We start from the raw sequence: 20,633 nt of genomic DNA, 5'->3' as shown, positions 1-20,633 counted from the left end.
TGCCCCTGGCCAGCACGAAGCCCCCGGAGTGTTGCGACAGATGGCGCGGGAACCCGAGCAACCATCGACCAACTGGGTGATCGCATTCGGGCAACGCGGGTTGCCGAGGGGATGCCAATTGACCAGGCGGCCAGGCATTGCGGCGTTTCCGTCGGCATGCTGTCCAAGCTGGAGAACGGCAAAGGGGTGAATCTGGAGCACGCACTACGCGCGCTGGAAGGACTTGGTTTGACGATGCTCGTTGTCCCAAAGGCGCACGCGCCCCTGCTCGAGCAGGCCGCAACCCACGCGGCCAAAGCCTCCCAACTCGCAATGAGGGCGGATGGCACCCACATGGAAGAGGGCGAAGCCCAGTACTTTTGAGCGGTCACGCTAGAGCAAATCAAAATAGCCCGCGGCGGGAACCCCTTCGCCGATCAGTTGGCAGTGGCGGCTTTAGCAGTGCGCGGCAATTCCCGTGCTATTGGCTGGTAGCTATGACTACAGGGCGCGCGTCCTGAAACAGCAACGCGCGCAGATATTACTCGCTGCCCTCGTTTTGTGATGCGGCCCAGTCGCGTATTGCCTCCGCTGCTCGCCTGCTTCGGCACCACCGACCCAAGTGGCCAGTTGATGATCCTTCTTGACTGGGTAGCGCCGACAACCGTAGCAAGCAGAGCCGAAAAGGTCGGGGTCGGGGGCGGTGCTAGATGTGAAGAAGGTCCAAGTCGTGAATCGTCTTGTCGCCTGTCCTGCGTGAACCTGCCCACTTGCGTAAGTTTTCGATGTTGTCGCGAATACGTAGCGCTTCGTTCCGGAGAACATCTCGGCGCCAGATTTCTTCGTCGCCGCGAAACAGTTGCACTGTAAAGTGCGGGGCGTCCCAGTCGGTCACCTTGGCAGCGAGAGGGCCGTCGGCGTGGGAGTGGACTGACAACTCTAGAGGGTGAGATTCAATCTTGTATAGGATATCTGCCGCAGGCACGATTCCGCTAACGTCGACGCCGTTGTGGTGTCCCACAAGGGAAACTTGACGGCCGGGGACGGGCGTGAGCACAAGATCGTCGAGTAGCAGATGGGCCTGGACGCATAGCTTGTACCGGTTTCGCAGGGCCACAAGAAGTGAGAGCAGCGCGGCACCGATGACCGCAGCCAGTACAAGCGCCTCTGTCATATCCATACCGTTTCCTCACATCGCGTTCTGGCTACACACAGCGAAGTGTAGTTGAGGACCGTGTGGTGCGGCGGGTTCTGCGCTGCCTGTGGCAGATCATGACGTCCCCCCGTTGGAAATGTGCCAGTGCAGCATTGACCGTCTGGGGCGACCGTGCTTTGGACATTACCCGCCCCGCGAGAATGTAGTCCCACGTTTTGTTGCCTTTGCCTCCAAGCCCTCCAACTCAACTGCAGACACCTCACTCAATTCAAATTGACAATAGAGGAGGTTTCGCTGCTGGAAGGTCATCTTTGGTCGCAGCGAGCCGGCAATCAATGCCGTCGGCGACTGTATGTACCGAGTGGATACCAAATAACCTCGGAGGGCGCTGGTTAGTGGCGCGTCCCGTGAAATATCCTTTCGCGAGGCATCGGAGCCATTAAATCACGCCGCCCCGCATGCAACTCGCTAATACCAAGAACTGCCCACAGTTGGGACGCGCCTATTCCATCAGCGCTGCGTTGAACCTGGCCGGCTCCTCGACTGGCAGCTCTTGCGGATGACGCGAGCCGGGGCTGCCAGGGAAAAATACTGGCGCTCCTTGATTTTTCTGCCACAGCAGTACTACCATGGCATCTCGCTGGTCTTGCGCGATCAGCCGTCAATGCGCCCATCAGTATTACAGTACAGCACGCCGGCAATCGGCAACCGCACCCGGTACATCCAAGAAGCACGCTGCAGCAACCGTAGTGCCTACGTTTAGGAGACACTGATGTTGAGTCCGCATGAACTGGCGACGCTGATGCTCATCAAGGATGCTATCGATCCGGTCGAACTCGATCCTGCTGATTTCGATACTTTGCTCGAACGAAAATTCGCGACACGAGATCAACTCTCGCCAGGCTGCCATCGTGCTCTGATTACTATTAACGGCCATGCTTTTCTCAAAGCCATTCAAAGGCAAGAACTTCGGGTCTACTTGCGGTAGCAACTCCGAAGGCCTGGTTGGAACGGGAACATGTCGACCGGCAGCGGCCAATTTCCGCTGTCAATTGTTGTCGGCAGCGCGCTTGTGTCAACGTTATTCCCCATTTTGGCGCGGAGAAAATCCGCTATGAAACGGTGCTGAAATCAAAATGTGATAGCTGGCACGTTTCAACTCCCGAAGTAATGTACGATGCTGGGGTCGCAACATAAATGGAGAAGGGCGATGGCTACTTACAAGCAGTTGCTGGCGGAGAAGGAAAAGATCGAAGCACAACTTGTGGAGGTGCGTGCCACAGAAGTTGCCGGTGTTATCGAGCAGATTCAGGCCTTGATGGCGCAGTACGAGCTGACCGCCGAGGACATCGCTCCGAAACGGCGTCGCGGCCGCCCTGCTTCCGGCGCGGCGCCGACCAAGAATATCAAGGCTTCGCTGCCACCTAAATACCAGGATCCAAAGACTGGCGCCACCTGGACGGGGCGCGGCCGTGCACCAGCTTGGCTTGGCAAGAATCGCGATAAATTCTTGATTCCGGAAGCGTGAGGCAAGCACGCCGCCATCCTTGCGACTGGGTGGCGATAGTGCCCGGGTCGCACGAATACACGGGCGTCCCTCAAGGGTAGGGCTGAAGCCTTTCCAAGTTGCTATGACTCCCCGTGTCAATCGGAACGTGGCTGGGAAGTTGGGGTGATCGTTGACGTCGGCGCACGCATCCTCGCGCCGATGCGGCAAATACCCCGCCGATGTGGCACCAGGATTGACATCGAGGATGCCGTGGGAGTGATCAGGGCAGAGCAACCGCCAAGTAGAGATCAAGTTGCGGCAGTGGGCGCCGGGGCGCAATCCTTCAGGGAGGCGGGCATGTCAAGCGCTTGATTTCCGTATGCAAAAGCCTGTGTTATCGCTACTCCCTTCATTTACTGATCATAGCCTGCAATGCGCGCTAGGACGCTGGCAACCGCGAGCAGGCGTGCGTCATCCGCATAGCGTCCGATCAGTTGGGCTCCAATTGGCAGCCCGGCGGGGCCAGTAGCTATGCGCAATGCAATCGTGGGCAGGTGCAGTGCTGTCCAGAGTGCGCCAAAACGTGGCGAGCCCGAGTTCGTCAGGCCTAGTTCGGCTTCGCCGTCCGCGGCGGGGTAGAGCAGCGCGTCGAAATCGCCGAACATGGCGTCGGCTTGTCGCGTACCTACATGCATACGGCTTCGTATTTGCAGGTAGGCCTCTGCGCTCACAGTCTCCCCACCGGCCAGGCGCGTTTGCAGGCGCGCACTGAGTTGCTCGCGATGTTGCGTACGCTCATGGGCGAGCGACTGCCGGGCCTCGTAGGCGAACATGCTGCTCTGCAGATCGATCAAGGCTTCCAATTCCTGTGGCAGCCTGCAGCGCAGCACGCTTGCGCCGGCCCGCTCGGCGCGGGCGGCGATCGCGTCGAGGGCGGCGTGCGTTTCGGGGCTGGCATGCTGCCACTGACTCGACAGGCATACGCCAATGCGTGGCCTCAACCCCAGTTGTTCGGCGACGCGCGTCTGCGCCAGGCCAAGGGAGAAGAAGGCGGCGTCCGCGACGGTACGGGTCAGCAGGCCCACCGTGTCCTGGGTATGGCTGAGCGTCTTCACGCCCCCACTACTGATGAGGCCGAAAGTCGGCTTGTAGCCGACAACGCCGCAGTACGCCGCCGGGCGCGTGATCGACCCGGTAGTTTGCGTACCGAACGCGACGGGCACCATGAAATCCGCGACGGCGGCTGCGGAACCGCTGGAAGAACCGCCTGGCGTGCGCTCCAGGTCGAGGGGGTTACGCGTTGCGCTCGGCGTCTGCGTGGCGAATTCGCTGGTGGCAACCTTCCCAAGTATGACGGCACCGGCCTCGTGCGCAGACGCAACGCAGCCGGCGTCTGCTGGAGGACGATGCCCGGCATAGATCGCTGCCGAGCCATAGGCCGTGTCGTAGCCGACGGTATCGATGATGTCCTTGACGGCGACAGGAATGCCGCGCAGCAGGCCACCAGGGCGACGATCCGCCGCACGCGCCTGGGAGAGAGCCAGATCGGCATCGATCGCCACGAAGGCATGCACCGCGCCGTCGCGCTCTTGTATGCGATCGAGACAGGCTCGCGTCAGCATTTCGGCGGTAAGGTCGCCTCGCTCAATCCGGGCGGCCGCCTCAAGGGCGGTGAGACGATTGGGTGCGCGCATGGGCTGGATGCTCCTAGTTTACAGTGATGCCGGCATTGCGGATGACAGCCGCCCAGCGATCATGTTCCTTGCCGACAAAGACGGCAAAGGCTTCGGGCGAATCGCCGACGGGCTCCGCGCCCTGGGCCAGCAGTTGCTCGCGTGTCTTGGGATCCTTCAGGATGCGGACAACTTCCGCATTGATGCGGCTGACCACTTGTTTGGGCACACCGGCTGGCGCAAACATGCCGAACCAGCCTTCCACGACGTAGCCGGGCAGGCCCGACTCGGAAATCGTGGGAACGTTGGGCAGCAGCGGCGATTTCCGCGCCGAGGTCACGCCGAGGGCAATGAGCTTGCCGGAGCGGATATGCGGCAGGCATAGCGGGAGGTTGCAGAACATCATTTGCACGCGCCCGGCGAGCAGATCGGTCAGCGCAGGGGCACCGCCCTTGTAAGGCACGTGCAGGATATCGGTCTTCGACATGGACTTGAACAATTCGGCCGACAGGTGCTGGCTGCCACCGGCGCCTCCCGAGGCATAGCTGTATTGCTGCTTGTGCAGCAGTGCCAGGAGTTCCTTGACTGAGCGCGCAGGAACGCTAGGGGGAACCACAAGCACATTGGGCACGCTAGCTACATTGACTACAGGCACGAAGTCGCGTTGGGGGTCGAACTTCAGGTTGGTGTGGAGGCTGGCGTTAATCGCGTTGGTGCTTGCCGCGCCAAAGAGCAGCGTGTAGCCGTCGCGCTCCGCTGCGGCAACATAGCCTGTGCCAATGTTGCCGTCGGCGCCCGCCCGGTTGTCAACCACGACAGGCTGGCCCCAGGCCTCACTGAGCCGGGTCGCAATGATGCGCGCCAGGGTGTCGGTCACGCTGCCAGCGCCGAACGGCACAACCATATGGATCGGCTTGACCGGGTATGGCGATTGTTGTGCCACGGCGGGCAAAGGCAGGAGGGCGCTGAAGCACACTGCGGCGATACTTCTCGCCAGGGTACGGAACAGGGCTTTGAGATTCATGTTGGAGTTCCTCTGGGCAAGAATAGCGGGGGCTTCGAAGGGGATGTTGAAGGCAATCTTATGCTGGTCTATTTGATAGATCCAATATAATATTCCAGATAATTCATTCACTTTTATGTATCAATGGCTCTCTCGTTGCACGCGCTGCGCCTCTTTGTTGTGGTGGCCGAAGAACTGCATTTCGGACGTGCCGCGGCGCGGCTCCATATGGCACAGCCGCCTTTGAGCCAGCAGATCCGGCAACTGGAAGCAAACGTTGGTGCGGACTTGTTTGTGCGAACAACGCGGTCGGTCCAGTTGACGGAGGCGGGCAGGGTGCTCTTCGACCGGGCAAGGCAGCTGCTGGCCGATGCGGACGCCGCCGAGCAGGCAGTGGTCAGGGCAGCGCACGGCGAGACGGGACGGATCTCGCTGGGATTTACAAGTAGCGCCGCGTATCGCCTCTTGCCACGCATACTGTCTGCCTACCGCAGTGCTTATCCTGCCGTGGCATTCGATTTCACGGAGGCAACGTCAGCCGAGCAGTGGGATGCCTTGCGCGCCGGCAAACTCGACGTGGCGCTGCTTCGCCTGTCCACACCGCCGGTGGAAACGGATTTCGATGCGTTCGAAGCCGATCGTGAGCCGATGTTGCTGGCGTTGCCGCTCGGGCATCCGCTCGCCGCTGACGCTGCAGTGGCGGCAGCGGCGCTTGATGGCCTTCCGATGGTTGGATTCAGCGCCGGCGGCTCAGCCTATTTTCGCGACTTGAGCCAGAAGATCTATCATGCGGCCGGCGTGCAGCCACGCATCGAGCAGGAGAGTGTACTCCCGACGATACTCGCTCTGGTCGAGGCCGGGCTAGGCGCCGCGCTGGTGCCCGCTTCGGCGGCGGAAATGCGCTCGGCACGCGTGACATACCGGCCGTTGCAACCGGCAAAGTCCAGGCGCGGCGGCACTATCGATGCCGTGTTGCACTGTGCACGCCCGCATGCCAGCACCAACATGGCCGCGCTCGTATTTGTCAGGCTGCTTGCCACGATGAGCGCGTCGCCGGCACGTGCAGGTCAGGCAGGATGAACGGAAGGCATTGCCTTCCGCTTTGCACCGTGGATCAGGGCCAGTCGAGTGCCTTGTCATTCGGGTTCTTGAAAAGTGCCCTCATGTCTTCGGACAGCGGGAAGTCGAGGCTGAATTCTTTTGGCGGCACCGGCTGCGTAGACAACTTCGAGTACATCGCATCGATCGAGCCATCCTTCATCAAGCCGGTGATCACGTTGTCCGCCGGTTTCTTCAACGGCATGTCGAGGGATGGCCGAGTCATTGCGCATATTCCCGCGCCTGGACAACGAAGAGCGGCCCGGACAAACCGCCTCGTTACCCTGCCCGGCTCAGGACAGGCATTCCCCGCTGTCGAGCGCATCGCTGCGCGCGCCGTCGGTGAAGCCATCGCGCGAGCTGATGCGGGCGCCATCGGTGTAAGGGTCAGGCTTGCGCATGCCGTCCCGGTACGGATCAAAGACACGGACCGCGCACACGGTCCTGCCCTGATGCGCGACCACGGGCAGCATGGTGGCCTCGGTGGCCGGACTGTGCGCGCCATCGGTAAAGGCGTCGCGCTGGCCGTTGTGTCCCGGCGCGGCAACGATCAGCGCATCAGCATATGCACCGGCGTGGGCGGTCTGGCTGAGCCCGGCGGCAAGTGCGGCAGCGGCAAGGAGGGTCTTGGCAAGAGTCTTATGCATTGCTATCTCCAACAGGGGTGTCGGCGGCGTTGCCGCGACGGCACTCCTCGTGCAGGCGATCAGCTACGGAACGGCACGGCCCGCACGCGATCGCCTCTGCCGTGCAAGCCGTTGCCTGGCGCGGGCCGGCTGCCATCCGATCGTGGCAGCGGCGTCGCGCCGGACTCCTGGGTCAGTTGGGTGCGGATGCGGGGAAAGAAGTGCCCTGCGTCAGTGCAGCCATCAGAGACACCAACCTGTTCATGAAAATCTCCTTCCTCCGGGCACAAGGGGGACCTGCGCCCCATGTCGCAAGCGTGTTGCTTCAGGCGGGCCTGATGTTCTGATTCACGCGGAACAGGTTGGCCGGGTCGTATTTGCGCTTGATCTCAGCCAGTCGCGCATAGTTGTCGCGATAGGACGCCTTCACGTTGTCATTGCCCTCGTCCATCATCATGTTGATGTAGCCGCCGCCAGCAGAGTGTGTATGCAGGGCCAGCCAGTAGTCCTTCGCCCACTGCACGATGCGATCGTTGTTGGCTGGGTTGGGATCCACGCCGACAATCACGCTGGCAAAGCTGGCATCGCGGTAGCTGAAGGCCGTTTCGTCGCATCCGGCGCGATGCGCTGCGCCATTGATCGGATACAGGTGCATGGTCGAGTGCATCGACGGCAACTGCTGCCCGTACTTGATGTGCAGATCGATGGCCTTGTCGCTAAGGTCGCTGACGAAGTCGGCTTTCCAATACCATTGCAAGCCCGCCGGATACAGTCCGTCGAACAGGCTCTGCAGGACAGGCCAGGGGATTGGCCCGGCAAAGTCCACCGCTGGCGGCATGGCCTCGCGAATCGGACGGAAATGCGTCTCGGCCTGATCGAGCGGGCCGGTGTAGCACCACACCACGGCGCACATTTTTTGCAGGTGAACTTCATCTGGGAAGGGCGCTGCAGGCGGCACCGTGACGAAACCGAACCAGCCATTGATGTCCTGCGGCGCGCTCAGGATGAAGTCGCGCCACCATTTCATCAGCTCGCGTGCCTGCTCCATCGGCCACAGCATCGGGCCGCCATAGACCGTGGCAACGGGATGAGCCTTGAACTCGAACGACGTCACCACGCCGAAGTTGCCACCGCCGCCGCGCAACGCCCAGAACAGGTCGGCGTTTTCGTCGTCGCTTGCGGTGACGATGCGCCCGTCGGCCAGAACGACCTCGGCGCCGAGCAGATTGTCGATCGTCAGGCCATAGGCGCGGCTGAGGTAGCCGATGCCGCCGCCGAGTGTCAGTCCGCCCACGCCAGTGGTCGAGATGAAGCCACTCGGCGTCGCCAGCCCGTAGGCACTGGCGGCGTGATCCACGTCGCCCCAGGTGCAGCCACCGCTGACCCGCAGCGTCTTGCGTCCGGCATCGACAAACACGCCCTTCATTGGCGACAGGTCGATCACCAGTCCACCATCGCATGTGCCGAGCCCGGCGCCATTGTGCGCGCCGCCACGCACGGCCAGCAGCATCCCGCCGTCGCGCGCGGCGTTCACCGCCGCGATGACGTCCGCAACATCGACGCAGCGCGCGATGATCGCAGGGCGCTTGTTGATCATTCCGTTGTATACGGCACGCGCCTGGTCGTAAGCCGCGTCGCTCGGCTGAATCAGTTGTCCCCGAAAATGCACTTTTAGTGCGGATGCGACGGGTTCGCTTAACGAAGCTTCCACGGTTGCCTCCTGTCCGGCTGGTATGCAGGAGTTTTAACAACCTCGGCGTTTCGAAAGCGTTAGGTGGGCCGTTACATGGGGGATTCCGCCTCCCGACGGCGCGCAGTGGTCGAGCCGAAACTAACGCGCGAGTAACGCCCGCGCCGTGACGATGTCGGGCTGAACCGAAGCAAACCTTCGCGCTGGAGGATGCCGCACAGGCACATCGAGCGCTCGAATCCAGACAGACGAGCGGCGCGACGGTACTGCTGCCGTAACGCTGCTTACTAACCGCGCGTGAGGCGTTCATCCGCTCGCCATCGACAGGCTGCGCGTTGAACGCCTGCAATATTTCCGAAATCGACGGCGCTGTCGCTTGGAGCGCCTCGCTCAGCATGGCTGACGAACGCGACGCCTTCATTTGGTGGCGATGCATCAGCAAGTCCACATAGCTGGACGTTCCAGAACGGAGACACAGATGTCAGATCGAGTTGCTGCTCTTCGCGTGCACCGGGTCGTCGCGGCAACGGTCATGGTCCACGCCATGCCCACTGCCATGGCCGGCTGCTCAATGATCTTTTGTCGATCTCTTCGACGCTGGCTAAGTCTCTGATTTCCATAGTCGCGGTCATGATGCTCTCCTGAAGTGGCAAGCACAAAAGGCTGTGCTTGGTCGACTTCAGCAGGGATCGTGCCGCGACTCCGCGCGCTCGATTCACCTCTTTCTAATCAAATGAGCCGCACAGCAGTTGGTTTCCCGCCGACTAGCACTTGGTGAGTGTTGGTATCCCAAGTGGGGAAGCAAACTTAAAGCAGCGAGAGCGGTCGTGTCCTCGCGCCGGCGCGGATTTCCACCGCAGCCAGCTAGAACAACCCTGAAATCCAACACTCCCCGCCGCCACGCGGGAACCGGTGTCGCCCCAAATCATTTCACCTTCACCGTGTCGATAGAAATCGAGCGCGCACAAGCGATTGCGTGGGTCCGCATCCAGATGGCCCAGCACGGCCTGACCCTGGCCGACCTGCAGGCCGCAGGCTGCTTTGCCGAGCCGGCGCCGACACCATTGCCGGGGGCGGTGCGCCATCGCAACGCGCAGGGGCAGGGCTGGGACGGCCGCGGTGCCATGCCGGACTGGCTGCAGCGGGCGGTCAATGCCGGACAGACGGTGGAGCATTTCCGGGTCGTGTCAACGACGTAGCGGGCCAACGGATGCCACGGCAGCCAAGGTCGACCGAATACCGGACGGAGAGCGGCGCCATGGCAAAGGCTCAACATCAACCATGCAGGAGGCAGCATGCAGGAAGAGTTCGGGTACAAGCTCTTCCCCCAGGTCGCAATGTCCGCGTTTGTACGGCACAGGGGAAAGTCACATGCCGCCAGGAATCTGTTTGCTCAGAAGTATGTTGACTACCTCGTCTGCGAGCGCAAGACGATGCGACCGCTCTATGTCATCGAGCTTGACGGCGCCTCTCACGGTAGCGCGAAAGCCCAGAAGCGCGATAAGCAAAAGAATGACATTCTCGCATCGGCCGGAATTCCGATCATGCGCTACACGTCCAAGGACGTGGATCTGAAGACAATCCTCAGCGACTACTTCAGTGTTGTCCCGCCTCAGCCCGCCGAATTTGGTCCGTCAGCGCCAGACAACGAACGAAAGCTGCGGGCCGTGCGGGAACCCGTGGCCTGAAGTTAACCGTGCTGAGATATCTGATGATCGCGATGTTCGCCATGGCCACGAATGCCGCGGGCCAGACCATCTATCAATGTTGGAGCGCCGCGCGACATGTCACGTTGCAGGATGCCCCCTGTCAGCACGACACAAAGACCGAGGTGGTGAGGAAATCCATCGGCCAACGAAACGCAGAGTATCGTGCCGAACCGTCTTCGTTCTTCGACCAGAAGGGACAGGAGCAGCTCGCATCGAGCATCATGTGCCCGTCGCTGCGCCAGTCCTACCTGGCTGCGGTTACTCACTCCGAGCGAGCAATGCTCACCCATAATTCGGTACAGATCCAGCAAGCATCAGAGGCTGTACAGCGAGCCGGTGCGCAGAGATCCAGGTATCGGTGCGAGTAACAATACGTCGAAGCGTTCGTAAGATTCGCCACAGCCACCCTACGTTGGCTCTCGCTCCGCGGTGGACGACGGCAGAGACCGACGCCGGCATCTGGCGCTTTCCCGCCGCCTGGGTTCGCCGCGCAGGCACTGCAGGATAGCGACGCTACTGTCGCAAGGACTACATTTATGGGCGACCCTGCCTTTCCGGGCGCCCCGAATGCCTATGCTATGCAGGTACAGGCAGCGGGAATCTGCGGATGCAGAGCGTCAGGAGGCGGCCAGTTGGCCGCCCGCTCTTGCGCCTCTGCCTTCTGCCGGATTTATTCAAGCGTGCAGCGGCTTTGACGAACACGTGTTTGACGTTCGCCAGTTCCGGGATGTCGGCCTTGGCGGCCGGGTAGCTGCGCAATTGGTCGGTGACGATCTTGCGAGGCACGGGACAGGAACGAAGCACGCGTAAGAAAAAGCGCTTGACTGCGGCCTTGTCGCGGCGCTTCTGCAACAGGATGTCCAGTTCCGCGCCGTGCTCGTCGACCGATCGCCACAGCAGATATGACTCGCCGCGCAGCGTTAACGAACCGCTAAGCCACGGCGGCACGGTCCGCAAGCCAAGCCTGATCAATGAACGCCCGGGCCATCACCGGGCGATTATCGCTGGGCCAAGCGCCATGAGGTTCGCGGGCCTGTGGTGATGGCTCCAGCCTCTGGCCTCGCCAGATTCCGGCGCGGCTTTCCAGGGGCTCAACCATGCAGCCCCGAAAGGAACTGCTTCAGTTCCGGCGTCTTCGGCTCCCCGAAGATTTCCTCCGGCGAGCCCATCTCATGCACCTTCCCGTGATGCATGAAGACCACGCGGTCGCTGACCTTGCGGGCGAAGTTCATCTCATGCGTGACCATGACCAAGGTCATGCCTTGCGCCGCAAGGCCTTCCACCACGCCCAGCACTTCGCCGACCAGCTCCGGATCGAGTGCCGAGGTGACTTCATCGCACAGCAGCACGGCCGGGTCCATGGCCAGCGCGCGGGCGATTGCCACGCGTTGCTGTTGTCCGCCGGATAGCTGGTCGGGGAAGCTGTGGAACTTGTCGCCAAGGCCCACGCGTTCGAGCAGTGCTTGTGCACGCTTGCCGGCCTCGGACCGGGGTGTATCCTTCACCAGCGTAGGCGCCAGCATCACGTTCTGTCCGGCGCTCAGGTGCGGGAACAGGTTGAAATTCTGGAAGATCATGCCAACGTTCTGGCGCAGGTCGCGCATGGCGCGGGCGTCGCCATGGCGCAGTGCCAGGCCATCCACGCTGAGCGCGCCTTCATTGAAGCTTTCCAGCCCGTTGATGCAGCGGAGCAAGGTGCTCTTGCCCGAGCCGCTGCGGCCGATGATGCAGACCACCTCGCGGCGCCCGATCTGCAGGTCGATGCCCTTGAGCACTTCGTTGGCGCCGAAGCGTTTGCGCAGGCCCCGGATATCGACGAGGGAAAAGGGCTTGGTGGTTTCGGTTTGCGTGGACATGGGATGAAGGAACCTCAATGCTTGGGCTGCAGGCGACGCTCAAGGCGGCGGCTCCACAACGACAGCGGGAAACACAGGGCGAAGTACAGCAGCGCGACGCAGCCGTAAGCCAGGAAGGGCTGGAAGGTGGCGTTGGAAATCATCTGGCCAGCCTTGGTGACTTCCACGAAGCCGATCACCGAGGCCAGTGCAGTGCCCTTGATCACCTGCACCAGGAATCCCACCGTGGGTGCCACCGCGATGCGTGCGGCCTGCGGCAGGATCACGTGCTGAAGCTGCTCGCGCAGATTCATCGCCAGGCTGGCGGAGGCCTCCCACTGGCCCTTGGGAATGGCGTTGATGCAGCCGCGCCAGATCTCCGTGAGATAGGCGCTGGCATATAGCGTGAGGCACAGCGCCGCCGCGAACAGCGCCGAGGTCTCGACACCCAGCAACGCCAGCCCGAAGTAGAACAGGAACAACTGCATCAGCAACGGGATGCCCTGGAACAGCTGCACGTAAAGCGCCACGCCGCGCACGGCGCCCGGCAGGCGCGCAATGCGCGCAACCAGCAGCAGCATGCCAACGACGCTGCCACCGGCGAAGGCGATCAGCGACAGCCCCACTGTCCAGCGCAGCGCCAGCAGCAGGTTGCGAAAAATGTCCCACAGCGAAAAGTCGACCATGATGTATGCCTCCCGGTCTCAGCGGCCAAAGATGAAGCGCGGACCAACCCAGTTCAGGATCTCGCGCAGCACCACGGCCAGGCCCAGGTAGACGCAGGTGGCGACGATATAGGCTTCAAAATTGCGGAACGTGCGGCTGGCGATAATATTGGCCGCATAGGAAAGCTCTTCGGTGGAGATCTGGCTGCATACCGCCGAGCCCAGCATCACGATGATGACCTGGCTCACCAGCGCCGGCCACACGCGCGACAGCGAAGGCGGCAGCACCACGCGCGTAAAGATCTGCCAGCGGTTGAGCGCCAGGCTCTGCGCGGCTTCGATCTGCCCGCGCGGCGTGGACTCCAGCCCGGCCCGGATGATTTCGCATGCATAGGCGCCGAGGTTCAGCGTCATCGACAGCACACACGCCACTTCCGCCGGCATCCGCACGCCAATCGAAGGCAGGCCGAAGAAGATAAAGAACAGCTGGATGATATACGGCGTATTGCGGACTGCCTCCACGTAGCCGCCCACCAGTGCCCGCAGCCATGCCGTGCCATGGATGCGCGCCCAGGCGCAGCCGATGCCCACGAGCGTACCGAAGGCCGCGGAGAACGCCGTCAGGAGAATCGTCAGCAACAGGCCACGCAGCAGCATGGGCCACTGCGAGAGAACCGGCGCAAAGTCGAAGGAGATCATGCAGTGCCGCTAGAGAGTTATTTTGTCTTCGGCGAGACTGACCTGCGAGGCAGGCCAGTGCGCCAGCAACATGGAGCCCGCGCACGGGGCCGGAAACAATGCGATCCGTTATCCCGCCTACCCGTATGCCCGCTTACCCGTTTGCAATCAGTCCGGCAAATCGCCCATGCCGCGGCCGAGCCAGCGCTGCGCGTAGCCGTTGAGCGTGCCATCCGCCTTTGCCTTGCGCAGGATCTCGTTGACCTTCTCCAGCAGCGCGGTTTCGCCTTTGCGCACACCGATGAAATTGGGCGAATCCTTGAGGAGCAGTTTGTACTCGGCCTCTACCTTGGGGTTCTTCGCGATCGCCGCGGCAGCCACGGCCGCGCCGGTGGCCAGCAGTTGCGTTTGCTGCGACACGAAGGCGGCCACGGTGGAGTTGTCGTCCTCAAAGCGCTGGATCTTCAGCGTGGGAGGCGCCACTTGCTGCAGCACATCGTCCTGGATGGTGCCGCGCGTGACCGCGATGGTCTTGCCGCCAAGATCGGCAAAGCTCTTGATGCTCATTGCCTTCGGACCAAACACCGCCTGGTAAAAGGGCGCATACGCAATCGTGAAATCGATCACCTTGGCGCGCTCGGCGTTTTTGCCCAGCGCCGAGACGATCAGGTCGATCTTCCGGGTCTGCAGGTACGGGATGCGGTTCGGCGTGCTCACCGGGACGAGATCGGCCTTGACGCCGAGCTTGTCGGCGATCATCTGCGCCACGGCCACGTCCAGGCCCTGCGGCTTCAGGTCAGTGCCCATGAAGCCATACGGCGCGAAGTCGGTCGGGATGCCGATTGCGATCGACTTCTTGCCCATCACGGCGCTCAGGGAATCGTCGGCTTTAGCGGGTGCCATCGCGATGAGTGCGGCGCCTGCGATCAGGCTGGCGATGGCGGTGAACTGTCTGCGTTTCATAAAAACACCTTTATCAGTCGGTCGGGGAACACGAGGGACTGAAAGGCAAGTTGTGTGCCACTGTTGGCGATGCCGGCTGCGCGGGCGAATGCGATGGGATTCTTTCGACGGCATTGCCTTGAAATCAAGCACTTGGCGGACGCCTCCCCGATAGCGCCACTGACTTGGCATTGCCCTTGCATGAAAGGCCGCCAATACTGAAACAACGGTTTCATATGCACCAAAACATGAAATGATGGTTTCACCATTGTGCAGGCCCGGACCACTTTGGTGCGGGCAAGCGGAACGGAGGCACGGACCCGACATGGCCATTCAACCCGCGCTGGAAGCGCAAATCCACCAGTGCTACGGCGAACTTTCTTCAGCAGACAAAAAATTGGCCGACGTGCTGCTCATGCGGCAAAAAGACCTGCTCAGCTACTCGGCCACCGAGCTGGCGGAGTTGGCGAGCGTCTCCAAGGCGAGCGCGGCGCGCTTCTTCCGCCGCCTCGGCTATGCGGACTTCAGCGCCTTCCGGCAATCGCTGCGGGACCAGGTCTCCGAGCAATCTCCGCTGTACCTGATGGAACACAACGGGTTGCCGCCTGAGTCGGGGGGCGCGCGGCAATCGGTCGTGGCCGGTCTGGAGGCGCACGTGCAACTCGACAGCCGCCGGCTCGCCAGTCTGCCGGAACAACTCAGCGAGCGTGCGCTGGAGACCACGCTCACCGAACTGGCCAACGCGCGCCGCGTGTGGGTGGTGGGTTATCGCAACAGCTTCATGCTGGCTTTCTATGCCAATGCGCTGCTCTCGCAGGTGCGCCCCGAGGTGTACCTGCTCAATGAGCAAGCGGGCAAGGATGCCGAACTGGTGGCCGAAATAGACAGCAAGGATGTACTGCTGGCGGTGGACTTCCGACGCCGTGCGAAGCGCCTGGACGGCATGGTGACACTGGCCCGGGAGGCCGGCGCCAAACTCATCCTGCTCAGCGATGCCCCGGTTTCCACGCTGGCGGCCAAGGCCGACGCCGTGCTGCGCTGCTCGCACCACGGCGGCCAGGTCTTCGATTCCTATGTGGCCGCCGTCAGCCTGGTGAACTACCTGGCCACCGCCATGGCAGGCCGCTCCCGCAAACGTTCGCGCGCACGCATGGCCCGCGTGGAGCGCGCGCACGACGTGCTCGGGGACCTGGAGACCGGCCACTGAGATCGACCGGCACGCAGCGCCGCCATCAATACACGCAATAACGCATTCTGACTGGACCAATACACACGCATGACCACGCTCCCCAACCTCTCGTTTGATCTTCTCCCCAATCCGGCGCTGAGCCGCGCGGAACCCTATGGTGCACAGCGCGCCGCCATCCTGAGCGAGCCGGCCCTGGCCGCCGCCCGCCGCGAGATCTCCGCCTGGGAGGGCTACCAGCCCACGCCGCTGAAAACCCTGCCGAACCTGGCGGCCGCGCTGGGCGTCGGCCAGATCCACTACAAGGACGAAGGCTCGCGCTTCGGGCTGGGCAGCTTCAAGGCGCTCGGCGGCGCGTATGCCGTGGGACGCCTGCTTTGCCGCGAACTCAGGCCCCGGATCGGCCGCGAGCTAAGCATCGCTGACTTGAGTGCGCCGGCGCTGCGCAGCATGTGCGCCGAACTCACCGTGACCTGCGCCACCGACGGCAACCACGGCCGTTCCGTGGCCTGGGGCGCCCAGCTGTTCGGCTGCCGCTGCGAGATCTATATCCACGCCACCGTCAGCGAAGGGCGCAAGACCGCCATCGAACGCTTCGGGGCCCAGGTGGTACGCACCACGGGCAACTACGACCAGGCCGTGCAGCAAGCCGATGCCGATGCGCGGGTCAATGGCTGGTACGTGATCTCGGATACCTCGTACCCCGGCTATATGGACGTGCCGCGCGATGTCATGCAGGGTTATCAACTGATGGTGGACGAAGCCGTCAATGCGCTGCCGGCCTGGCCCACGCATGTGTTCATCCAGGCCGGCGTGGGTGGCTTTGCCGCCGCCGTCTGCGGCTACTTCTGGGAACGTGAGGATGGCAAGGACAGGCAGCGCCCCGTCTTCACCGTGGTGGAACCAGCCAAGGCGGACTGCCTGATGCAAAGCGCGCGCGCCGGCAAGGTCACCGCCGTCACCGGCGAGCTGGATACGCTGATGGCCGGCCTGGCTTGCGGCGAAGTTTCGCTGCTCGCCTGGGAGATCCTTGCCAAAGGCGCCGACGCATTCTGCACGGTCGACGACGCATCCGCGGTAAATGCCATGCGCCTGCTGGCCCAACCGCAGGGCGACGATCCCGTGATCGTGGCCGGCGAATCCGCCGTGGCCGGGCTGGCCGCTGCCATCGCCGCCATGCAGGACCCGCAGGCCCGCGCGGCGCTCGGGCTCAACCGCCAGAGCCGGCTACTGTTTATCGGCAGCGAGGCCGACACGGATCCCGCGCTGTACACCGAACTGGTTGGCCGCAGCGCGGACGCAGTGCGCGCCGGAGCCGCGGCATGAGCGAGCGGAGCGCACCAAAGGCAGACTCCGCGCCGCGCATTCGCGGCGAGCGCCTGCTGCAAAGCCTGGACGATCTCGCGCAACTCGGTGCCATCGAAGGGGGCGGAGTGTGCCGGCTGGCGCTGACCGATGCCGACAGACTCGGCCGCGACTGGACGGTGGCGCGCATGCAGGCGCTGGGCATGACCGTTGCCATCGACGCCATCGGCAACGGCGTGGCCGTGTATCCCGGCAGCGAAGACCTGCTCCCCGTCATGATCGGCTCGCACATCGACACCGTGCGCACCGGCGGCCGCTACGACGGCAACTACGGGGTGCTGGCCGGCCTGGAAGTGGTCGCCACCCTGCGTGACGCCGGCCTGCGTCCGCGTCGTCCCGTCGCCGTCGCCTTTTTCACCAATGAAGAGGGCGCGCGCTTTCATCCGGATATGATGGGCTCGCTGGTCTATGTGGGCGGAATGCCGCTGGAAGATGCGCTCGCCACCGCCGGCATCGATGGCGTCACGGTGGGCGCCGAGCTGCGGCGCATCGGCTATGACGGCCAGGCGCCCGCAGGCAAGCCGCGCGTCGACAGCTTCGTGGAGCTGCATATCGAGCAAGGCCCGGTGCTGGATCTGCGTGGCCTGCAGGTTGGCGTGGTGGAAGGGGTTCAGGGGATCTCGTGGACCGAGTTCACCATCGACGGCGTATCCAACCACGCCGGCACCACGCCCATGGAACTGCGGCATGACGCCGGCTATGCCGCCGCGCGCATTGCCAATTTCGTGCACGACCTGGCGCTGCGCTACGGCGGCCGGCAGATCGCCACCGTGGGTGCCATGCGTTTCGAACCGAACCTGATCAACGTCATCCCCAACCGCGCCGTCTTCACCGTAGACCTGCGTAATACCGATGAACGGCGGCTCGCCCAGGCCGAAGCGGAAGTCCTCGCCTTTGCCCGGCAAACCTGCGAGACGGAAAACCTATCTCTTAGCCATCGCCGCCTGGCACGTTTCGAGCCGGTGGCATTCGATCCCATGGTCATCGACCTGGTCGAGCAGGAAGCCGCAGCGCTTGGTTTCACCCATATGCGCATGCCCAGCGGCGCCGGTCACGACGCGCAAATGCTGGCCCGCGTCTGCCCCGCCGGCATGATCTTCGTGCCCAGCGTGAAAGGCCTGAGCCACAACGTGCGCGAGTTCACCGAGCCGGACGACCTCATCGGCGGCGCGCAGATCCTGCTGCAGGTAGTACTCAAACTCGCCAACCGGCCGTGATCGACGCCAAGCCCCTGCCACTAGCCTGAACCACCACCCCGAAAGCATCCTGGAGTTACCCGTGTCCCGTATTGTGAATGTCGCCATCGGCCAGCTCGGCCCCATCGCCCGCGCCGACAGCCGCCAGCAAGTGGTCAGGCGCCTGTGCGACCTGATGCGCGAAGCCCACGCCTGCGGCTCGCACCTCATCGTCTACCCCGAGCTGGCGCTCACCACCTTCTTCCCGCGCTGGTACATGGAGAGCGACGAAGAGATCAACAGCTTCTTCGAACGCGAGATGCCCAGCGCCGCCACGCAGCCGCTGTTCGACCTTTCGCGCGAGCTTGGTGTTGGCTTCTACCTCGGCTACGCCGAGCTCACCAGCGAACAAGGCAAGGCAGTGCGCTACAACACCTCCATCCTCGTCAACCGCCAGGGCGAGATCGTCGGTAAATACCGCAAGGTGCACCTGCCCGGCCATCGCGAGCACGAACCGTGGCGCCGCTTCCAGCATCTGGAAAAGCGCTATTTCACGCCCGGCAACCACTTCGGCGTGACCGAAGCGTTTGGTGGCAAGATCGGCATGGCCATCTGCAACGACCGTCGTTGGGCCGAAACCTATCGGGTGATGGGCCTGCAAGGTGTGGAGATGGTGCTGATCGGCTACAACACGCCAGTGCACAATGCGCCGGCGCCGCAGCACGACGACCTCTCGCTTTTCCACAATCAGCTCTCCATGCAGGCCGGGGCCTACCAGAACGGCACCTGGGTGGTTGGCGTGGCCAAGGCCGGGATGGAAGAGGGCGTGGACGGCATTGGCGGCAGCTGCATCATCGCGCCCTCCGGCGAAGTGCTGGCCAACTGCATCACCAAGGGCGACGAGGTCGCCATCGCCCGCTGCGACCTGGATTTCTGCGAGGTCTACAAGCGCACCACGTTCAACTTCGACGCGCACCGGCAGCCGCAGGCGTACGCGATGATTGTGGAGCGGCGCGGGGAGATGCTGATGGCGGACGGGAGCGCGGTGGTGTCCTGATGCCTGCGTCATGCAAGCTGGTGATCATCGCCTGGGGGCTATTGAGATGTACGAGCGCCCTCTACGCCACGCCAAGGATGCGCTGCGCCTCCATCAGCGCTGTCGGGCTCGAGGCTGGCATCGGCCGGGCGAACAGGTACCCCTGGGCGAGTCGGCAGCCGAGTTCGCGCAGGGCTTGCGCCGTTTCCCGATCCTCGCCCCCTTCGGCCAGGGTCTTCAGTCCCAGCGAGCGGGCCATCTGGATGATCGCCGGGACAATGCTGGCCTAGTCGGGTGCGCAGGCGTCGAGCAGTACGGCAAAGTGGGTCTCCTACGAGGACTTGCCGTTGCACACCGCGCGAGGTCGGCTGGCCTTGGTGAACTTCTGCTTTCAGCCATCGTGGCAGATGTCCGCCAGCGCGGTATCGAATCAATTGTCGTGCGCACAACGTGTGCTGCAGGTTATTTCGCAGGTGGCCGTAAAGCGCGGCAAGATCAAGGCGATGCGTGACGGAGCGGCAAGGACTTGGTAATCGCCGTCGAGCGGGCCAAGGCCCAGATTCGGGCGCGGGTCGAGCATCCATTCCACGTCATCAAGAATGTTTGGTCATCGCAAGGTTCGCTACAAGGGCCTGGCCAAGAACACGGCGCAGTTGTTCAGCCTGTTTGGTTTGGCGAACCTGGTATTCGCCAGGAGGCTGTTGTTGGCCTCAGAGGGGATCAATCCGTCCTGAGCGCGCCAAGCGCGGCCAGGAAAGGTGCGAAACACGAGAAAGACGGCTTGAATCGGCCCATCTCTCCCGCATTGCGAAATGCTGAAGGCCTTAGGTTGTGCAACATCAAGCGCAAACCTCATTGATCAGCGATTCCCTAGCGGTGACCGCTATATCCGCTAGTGTAGCGTTCTGTTCTTGATGGACCTTATGTGAGATTATTGCTCTACTGCGACACAGCGTGGAGAGAGCGAGTGCGAGTTGCCCCCCAGATCATGTTGACCGACGAGGAGCGAACCAAGTTGACGAGGCTGGTTCGGTCGAAGCTCACGAGCGTGAGGCTGGCGCAGCGCGCGCGCATCGTGCTGCTGGCCGCCAACGGCATGCAGAACAAGGACATCGCCGAGCAGTTGGGAATCGGACGCGTGCAGGTCGCGCGTTGGCGTGAGCGTTATGCGCAATCGGGGCTGACCGGTATCGAACGCGACTTGCCACGCGGCGCGCCGCCGTTGAAGGTGGACACGGCGCGGCTGGTGGAGCTGACCACTCAAGGCAAGCCCGTGGCGACCACGCACTGGAGCACCCGCAAGATGGCCGCCGAGTTGGGCGTGAGCG

23 protein-coding genes and 4 pseudogenes are annotated in these 20,633 nt (G+C 62.8%); 15 read left to right on the top strand and 12 right to left on the bottom strand.

Going from position 1 to position 20,633, the window contains the following annotated elements:
- A partial coding sequence (locus tag CF70_RS05635) for a helix-turn-helix domain-containing protein (RefSeq protein ID WP_414629426.1) occupies positions 1-363 on the top strand: 363 nt, incomplete at its 5' end.
- Between the two features lie 322 nt (positions 364-685).
- Here the strand turns inward: CF70_RS05635 and CF70_RS36470 are convergent.
- Positions 686-1,159 carry a hypothetical protein gene (locus CF70_RS36470; protein ID WP_035861590.1) on the bottom strand — a complete coding sequence of 158 codons (474 nt, stop codon included), beginning with the start codon at positions 1,157-1,159 and terminating at the stop codon, positions 686-688.
- A gap of 748 nt (positions 1,160-1,907) precedes the next feature.
- Here CF70_RS36470 and CF70_RS34445 point away from each other — a divergent pair.
- Both CF70_RS34445 and CF70_RS05620 read left to right on the top strand, forming a co-directional pair.
- Positions 1,908-2,123, top strand: coding sequence for a hypothetical protein (locus tag CF70_RS34445; protein ID WP_081862026.1), 216 nt, complete (start codon positions 1,908-1,910; stop codon positions 2,121-2,123).
- A 222-nt stretch (positions 2,124-2,345) separates the two neighbouring features.
- On the top strand, positions 2,346-2,663 hold the full coding sequence (locus tag CF70_RS05620) for an H-NS family nucleoid-associated regulatory protein (RefSeq protein WP_035861583.1): 318 nt from the start codon (positions 2,346-2,348) through the stop codon (positions 2,661-2,663).
- Positions 2,664-3,037: 374 nt separating this feature from the next.
- Here the strand turns inward: CF70_RS05620 and CF70_RS05615 are convergent, their stop codons facing one another.
- Both CF70_RS05615 and CF70_RS05610 read right to left on the bottom strand, forming a co-directional pair.
- On the bottom strand, positions 3,038-4,318 hold the full coding sequence (locus CF70_RS05615; RefSeq protein WP_035861580.1) for an amidase: 1,281 nt from the start codon (positions 4,316-4,318) through the stop codon (positions 3,038-3,040).
- A 13-nt stretch (positions 4,319-4,331) separates the two neighbouring features.
- Entirely contained in the window at positions 4,332-5,321 is a 990-nt protein-coding gene (locus CF70_RS05610; protein WP_035861577.1) for a tripartite tricarboxylate transporter substrate binding protein, read from the bottom strand.
- Positions 5,322-5,444: 123 nt separating this feature from the next.
- Here CF70_RS05610 and CF70_RS05605 point away from each other — a divergent pair, with 123 nt between their 5' ends.
- Positions 5,445-6,380 (top strand): LysR substrate-binding domain-containing protein, encoded by a 936-nt coding sequence (locus tag CF70_RS05605; protein WP_035861575.1) that lies wholly within the window; start codon positions 5,445-5,447, stop codon positions 6,378-6,380.
- A gap of 34 nt (positions 6,381-6,414) precedes the next feature.
- Here the strand turns inward: CF70_RS05605 and CF70_RS05600 are convergent.
- The 3 genes and pseudogenes from CF70_RS05600 to CF70_RS05590 all read right to left on the bottom strand — a co-directional run.
- Positions 6,415-6,606: pseudogene (locus CF70_RS05600) on the bottom strand (amino acid ABC transporter substrate-binding protein); the annotation flags it as partial.
- Positions 6,607-6,691: 85 nt separating this feature from the next.
- Positions 6,692-7,045, bottom strand: a complete 354-nt coding sequence (locus tag CF70_RS05595; RefSeq protein WP_035861569.1) for a hypothetical protein — start codon at positions 7,043-7,045, stop codon at positions 6,692-6,694.
- Positions 7,046-7,349: 304 nt separating this feature from the next.
- Entirely contained in the window at positions 7,350-8,735 is a 1,386-nt protein-coding gene (locus tag CF70_RS05590) for an FAD-binding oxidoreductase (RefSeq protein WP_035861566.1), read from the bottom strand.
- 149 nt (positions 8,736-8,884) lie between these two features.
- Here CF70_RS05590 and CF70_RS38860 point away from each other — a divergent pair.
- From CF70_RS38860 to CF70_RS05575, 4 genes and pseudogenes are all read left to right on the top strand, one after another.
- Positions 8,885-8,992, top strand: a pseudogene (locus CF70_RS38860) (quinone oxidoreductase); the annotation flags it as partial.
- Positions 8,993-9,655: 663 nt separating this feature from the next.
- Positions 9,656-9,913, top strand: a complete 258-nt coding sequence (locus CF70_RS05585; RefSeq protein ID WP_035861565.1) for an H-NS family nucleoid-associated regulatory protein — start codon at positions 9,656-9,658, stop codon at positions 9,911-9,913.
- Positions 9,914-10,009: 96 nt separating this feature from the next.
- The gene (locus CF70_RS05580; protein WP_081862025.1) at positions 10,010-10,402 is read left to right on the top strand and encodes a DUF2726 domain-containing protein; all 393 of its coding nucleotides are present in this window, start codon (positions 10,010-10,012) and stop codon (positions 10,400-10,402) included.
- 23 nt (positions 10,403-10,425) lie between these two features.
- A complete protein-coding gene (locus CF70_RS05575) occupies positions 10,426-10,791 on the top strand; it encodes a hypothetical protein (RefSeq protein ID WP_035861564.1) in 366 nt (121 codons plus the stop codon).
- A gap of 271 nt (positions 10,792-11,062) precedes the next feature.
- On the opposite strand, the pseudogene CF70_RS05570 reads toward CF70_RS05575, so the two are convergent.
- From CF70_RS05570 to CF70_RS05550, 5 genes and pseudogenes are all read right to left on the bottom strand, one after another.
- A pseudogene (locus tag CF70_RS05570) lies at positions 11,063-11,347 on the bottom strand (DDE-type integrase/transposase/recombinase); the annotation flags it as partial.
- A gap of 167 nt (positions 11,348-11,514) precedes the next feature.
- On the bottom strand, positions 11,515-12,279 hold the full coding sequence (locus CF70_RS05565) for an amino acid ABC transporter ATP-binding protein (RefSeq protein WP_035861563.1): 765 nt from the start codon (positions 12,277-12,279) through the stop codon (positions 11,515-11,517).
- 14 nt (positions 12,280-12,293) lie between these two features.
- Complete coding sequence (locus CF70_RS05560) at positions 12,294-12,944, bottom strand: amino acid ABC transporter permease (RefSeq protein ID WP_035861562.1); 651 nt, start codon at positions 12,942-12,944, stop codon at positions 12,294-12,296.
- 18 nt (positions 12,945-12,962) lie between these two features.
- Positions 12,963-13,622 (bottom strand): amino acid ABC transporter permease, encoded by a 660-nt coding sequence (locus CF70_RS05555; protein ID WP_035861558.1) that lies wholly within the window; start codon positions 13,620-13,622, stop codon positions 12,963-12,965.
- A gap of 147 nt (positions 13,623-13,769) precedes the next feature.
- Positions 13,770-14,564: a transporter substrate-binding domain-containing protein gene (locus CF70_RS05550; RefSeq protein ID WP_035861555.1), complete on the bottom strand. Its 795-nt coding sequence runs from the start codon at positions 14,562-14,564 to the stop codon at positions 13,770-13,772.
- A 304-nt stretch (positions 14,565-14,868) separates the two neighbouring features.
- Here CF70_RS05550 and CF70_RS05545 point away from each other — a divergent pair, with 304 nt between their 5' ends.
- The 4 genes from CF70_RS05545 (at position 14,869) to CF70_RS05530 (ending at position 19,326) form a co-directional block, all read left to right on the top strand.
- Complete coding sequence (locus tag CF70_RS05545; protein ID WP_035861552.1) at positions 14,869-15,750, top strand: MurR/RpiR family transcriptional regulator; 882 nt, start codon at positions 14,869-14,871, stop codon at positions 15,748-15,750.
- A 69-nt stretch (positions 15,751-15,819) separates the two neighbouring features.
- On the top strand, positions 15,820-17,055 hold the full coding sequence (locus CF70_RS05540) for a diaminopropionate ammonia-lyase (RefSeq protein ID WP_035861551.1): 1,236 nt from the start codon (positions 15,820-15,822) through the stop codon (positions 17,053-17,055).
- Positions 17,052-18,311: a Zn-dependent hydrolase gene (locus CF70_RS05535; protein ID WP_035861548.1), complete on the top strand. Its 1,260-nt coding sequence runs from the start codon at positions 17,052-17,054 to the stop codon at positions 18,309-18,311. Before CF70_RS05540 ends, CF70_RS05535 begins: the two co-directional genes overlap by 4 nt.
- A gap of 61 nt (positions 18,312-18,372) precedes the next feature.
- On the top strand, positions 18,373-19,326 hold the full coding sequence (locus CF70_RS05530; RefSeq protein ID WP_035861545.1) for an N-carbamoyl-D-amino-acid hydrolase: 954 nt from the start codon (positions 18,373-18,375) through the stop codon (positions 19,324-19,326).
- Between the two features lie 61 nt (positions 19,327-19,387).
- On the opposite strand, the gene CF70_RS37385 is transcribed toward CF70_RS05530, so the two are convergent.
- Complete coding sequence (locus CF70_RS37385; RefSeq protein ID WP_235184896.1) at positions 19,388-19,564, bottom strand: EAL domain-containing protein; 177 nt, start codon at positions 19,562-19,564, stop codon at positions 19,388-19,390.
- Between CF70_RS37385 and CF70_RS38855 the strand changes: the two genes are divergently transcribed.
- The 3 genes and pseudogenes from CF70_RS38855 to CF70_RS35680 all read left to right on the top strand — a co-directional run.
- Complete coding sequence (locus CF70_RS38855) at positions 19,502-19,816, top strand: GNAT family N-acetyltransferase (protein ID WP_276290339.1); 315 nt, start codon at positions 19,502-19,504, stop codon at positions 19,814-19,816. The two genes, CF70_RS37385 and CF70_RS38855, sit on opposite strands and share 63 nt — an antisense overlap.
- Positions 19,779-20,039: pseudogene (locus CF70_RS34435) on the top strand (transposase); the annotation flags it as partial. The gene CF70_RS38855 and the pseudogene CF70_RS34435, both read left to right, overlap by 38 nt.
- Before the next feature lie 254 nt (positions 20,040-20,293).
- A partial coding sequence (locus tag CF70_RS35680; protein WP_235184894.1) for a helix-turn-helix domain-containing protein occupies positions 20,294-20,633 on the top strand: 340 nt, incomplete at its 3' end.

It is taken from the genome of Cupriavidus sp. SK-3, from assembly GCF_000611145.1.
Taxonomy (GTDB): Bacteria; Pseudomonadota; Gammaproteobacteria; order Burkholderiales; family Burkholderiaceae; genus Cupriavidus.
The sequence above is the reverse complement of the archived record's forward strand: the minus strand, read 5'-3'. Positions and strand labels throughout refer to the sequence as shown.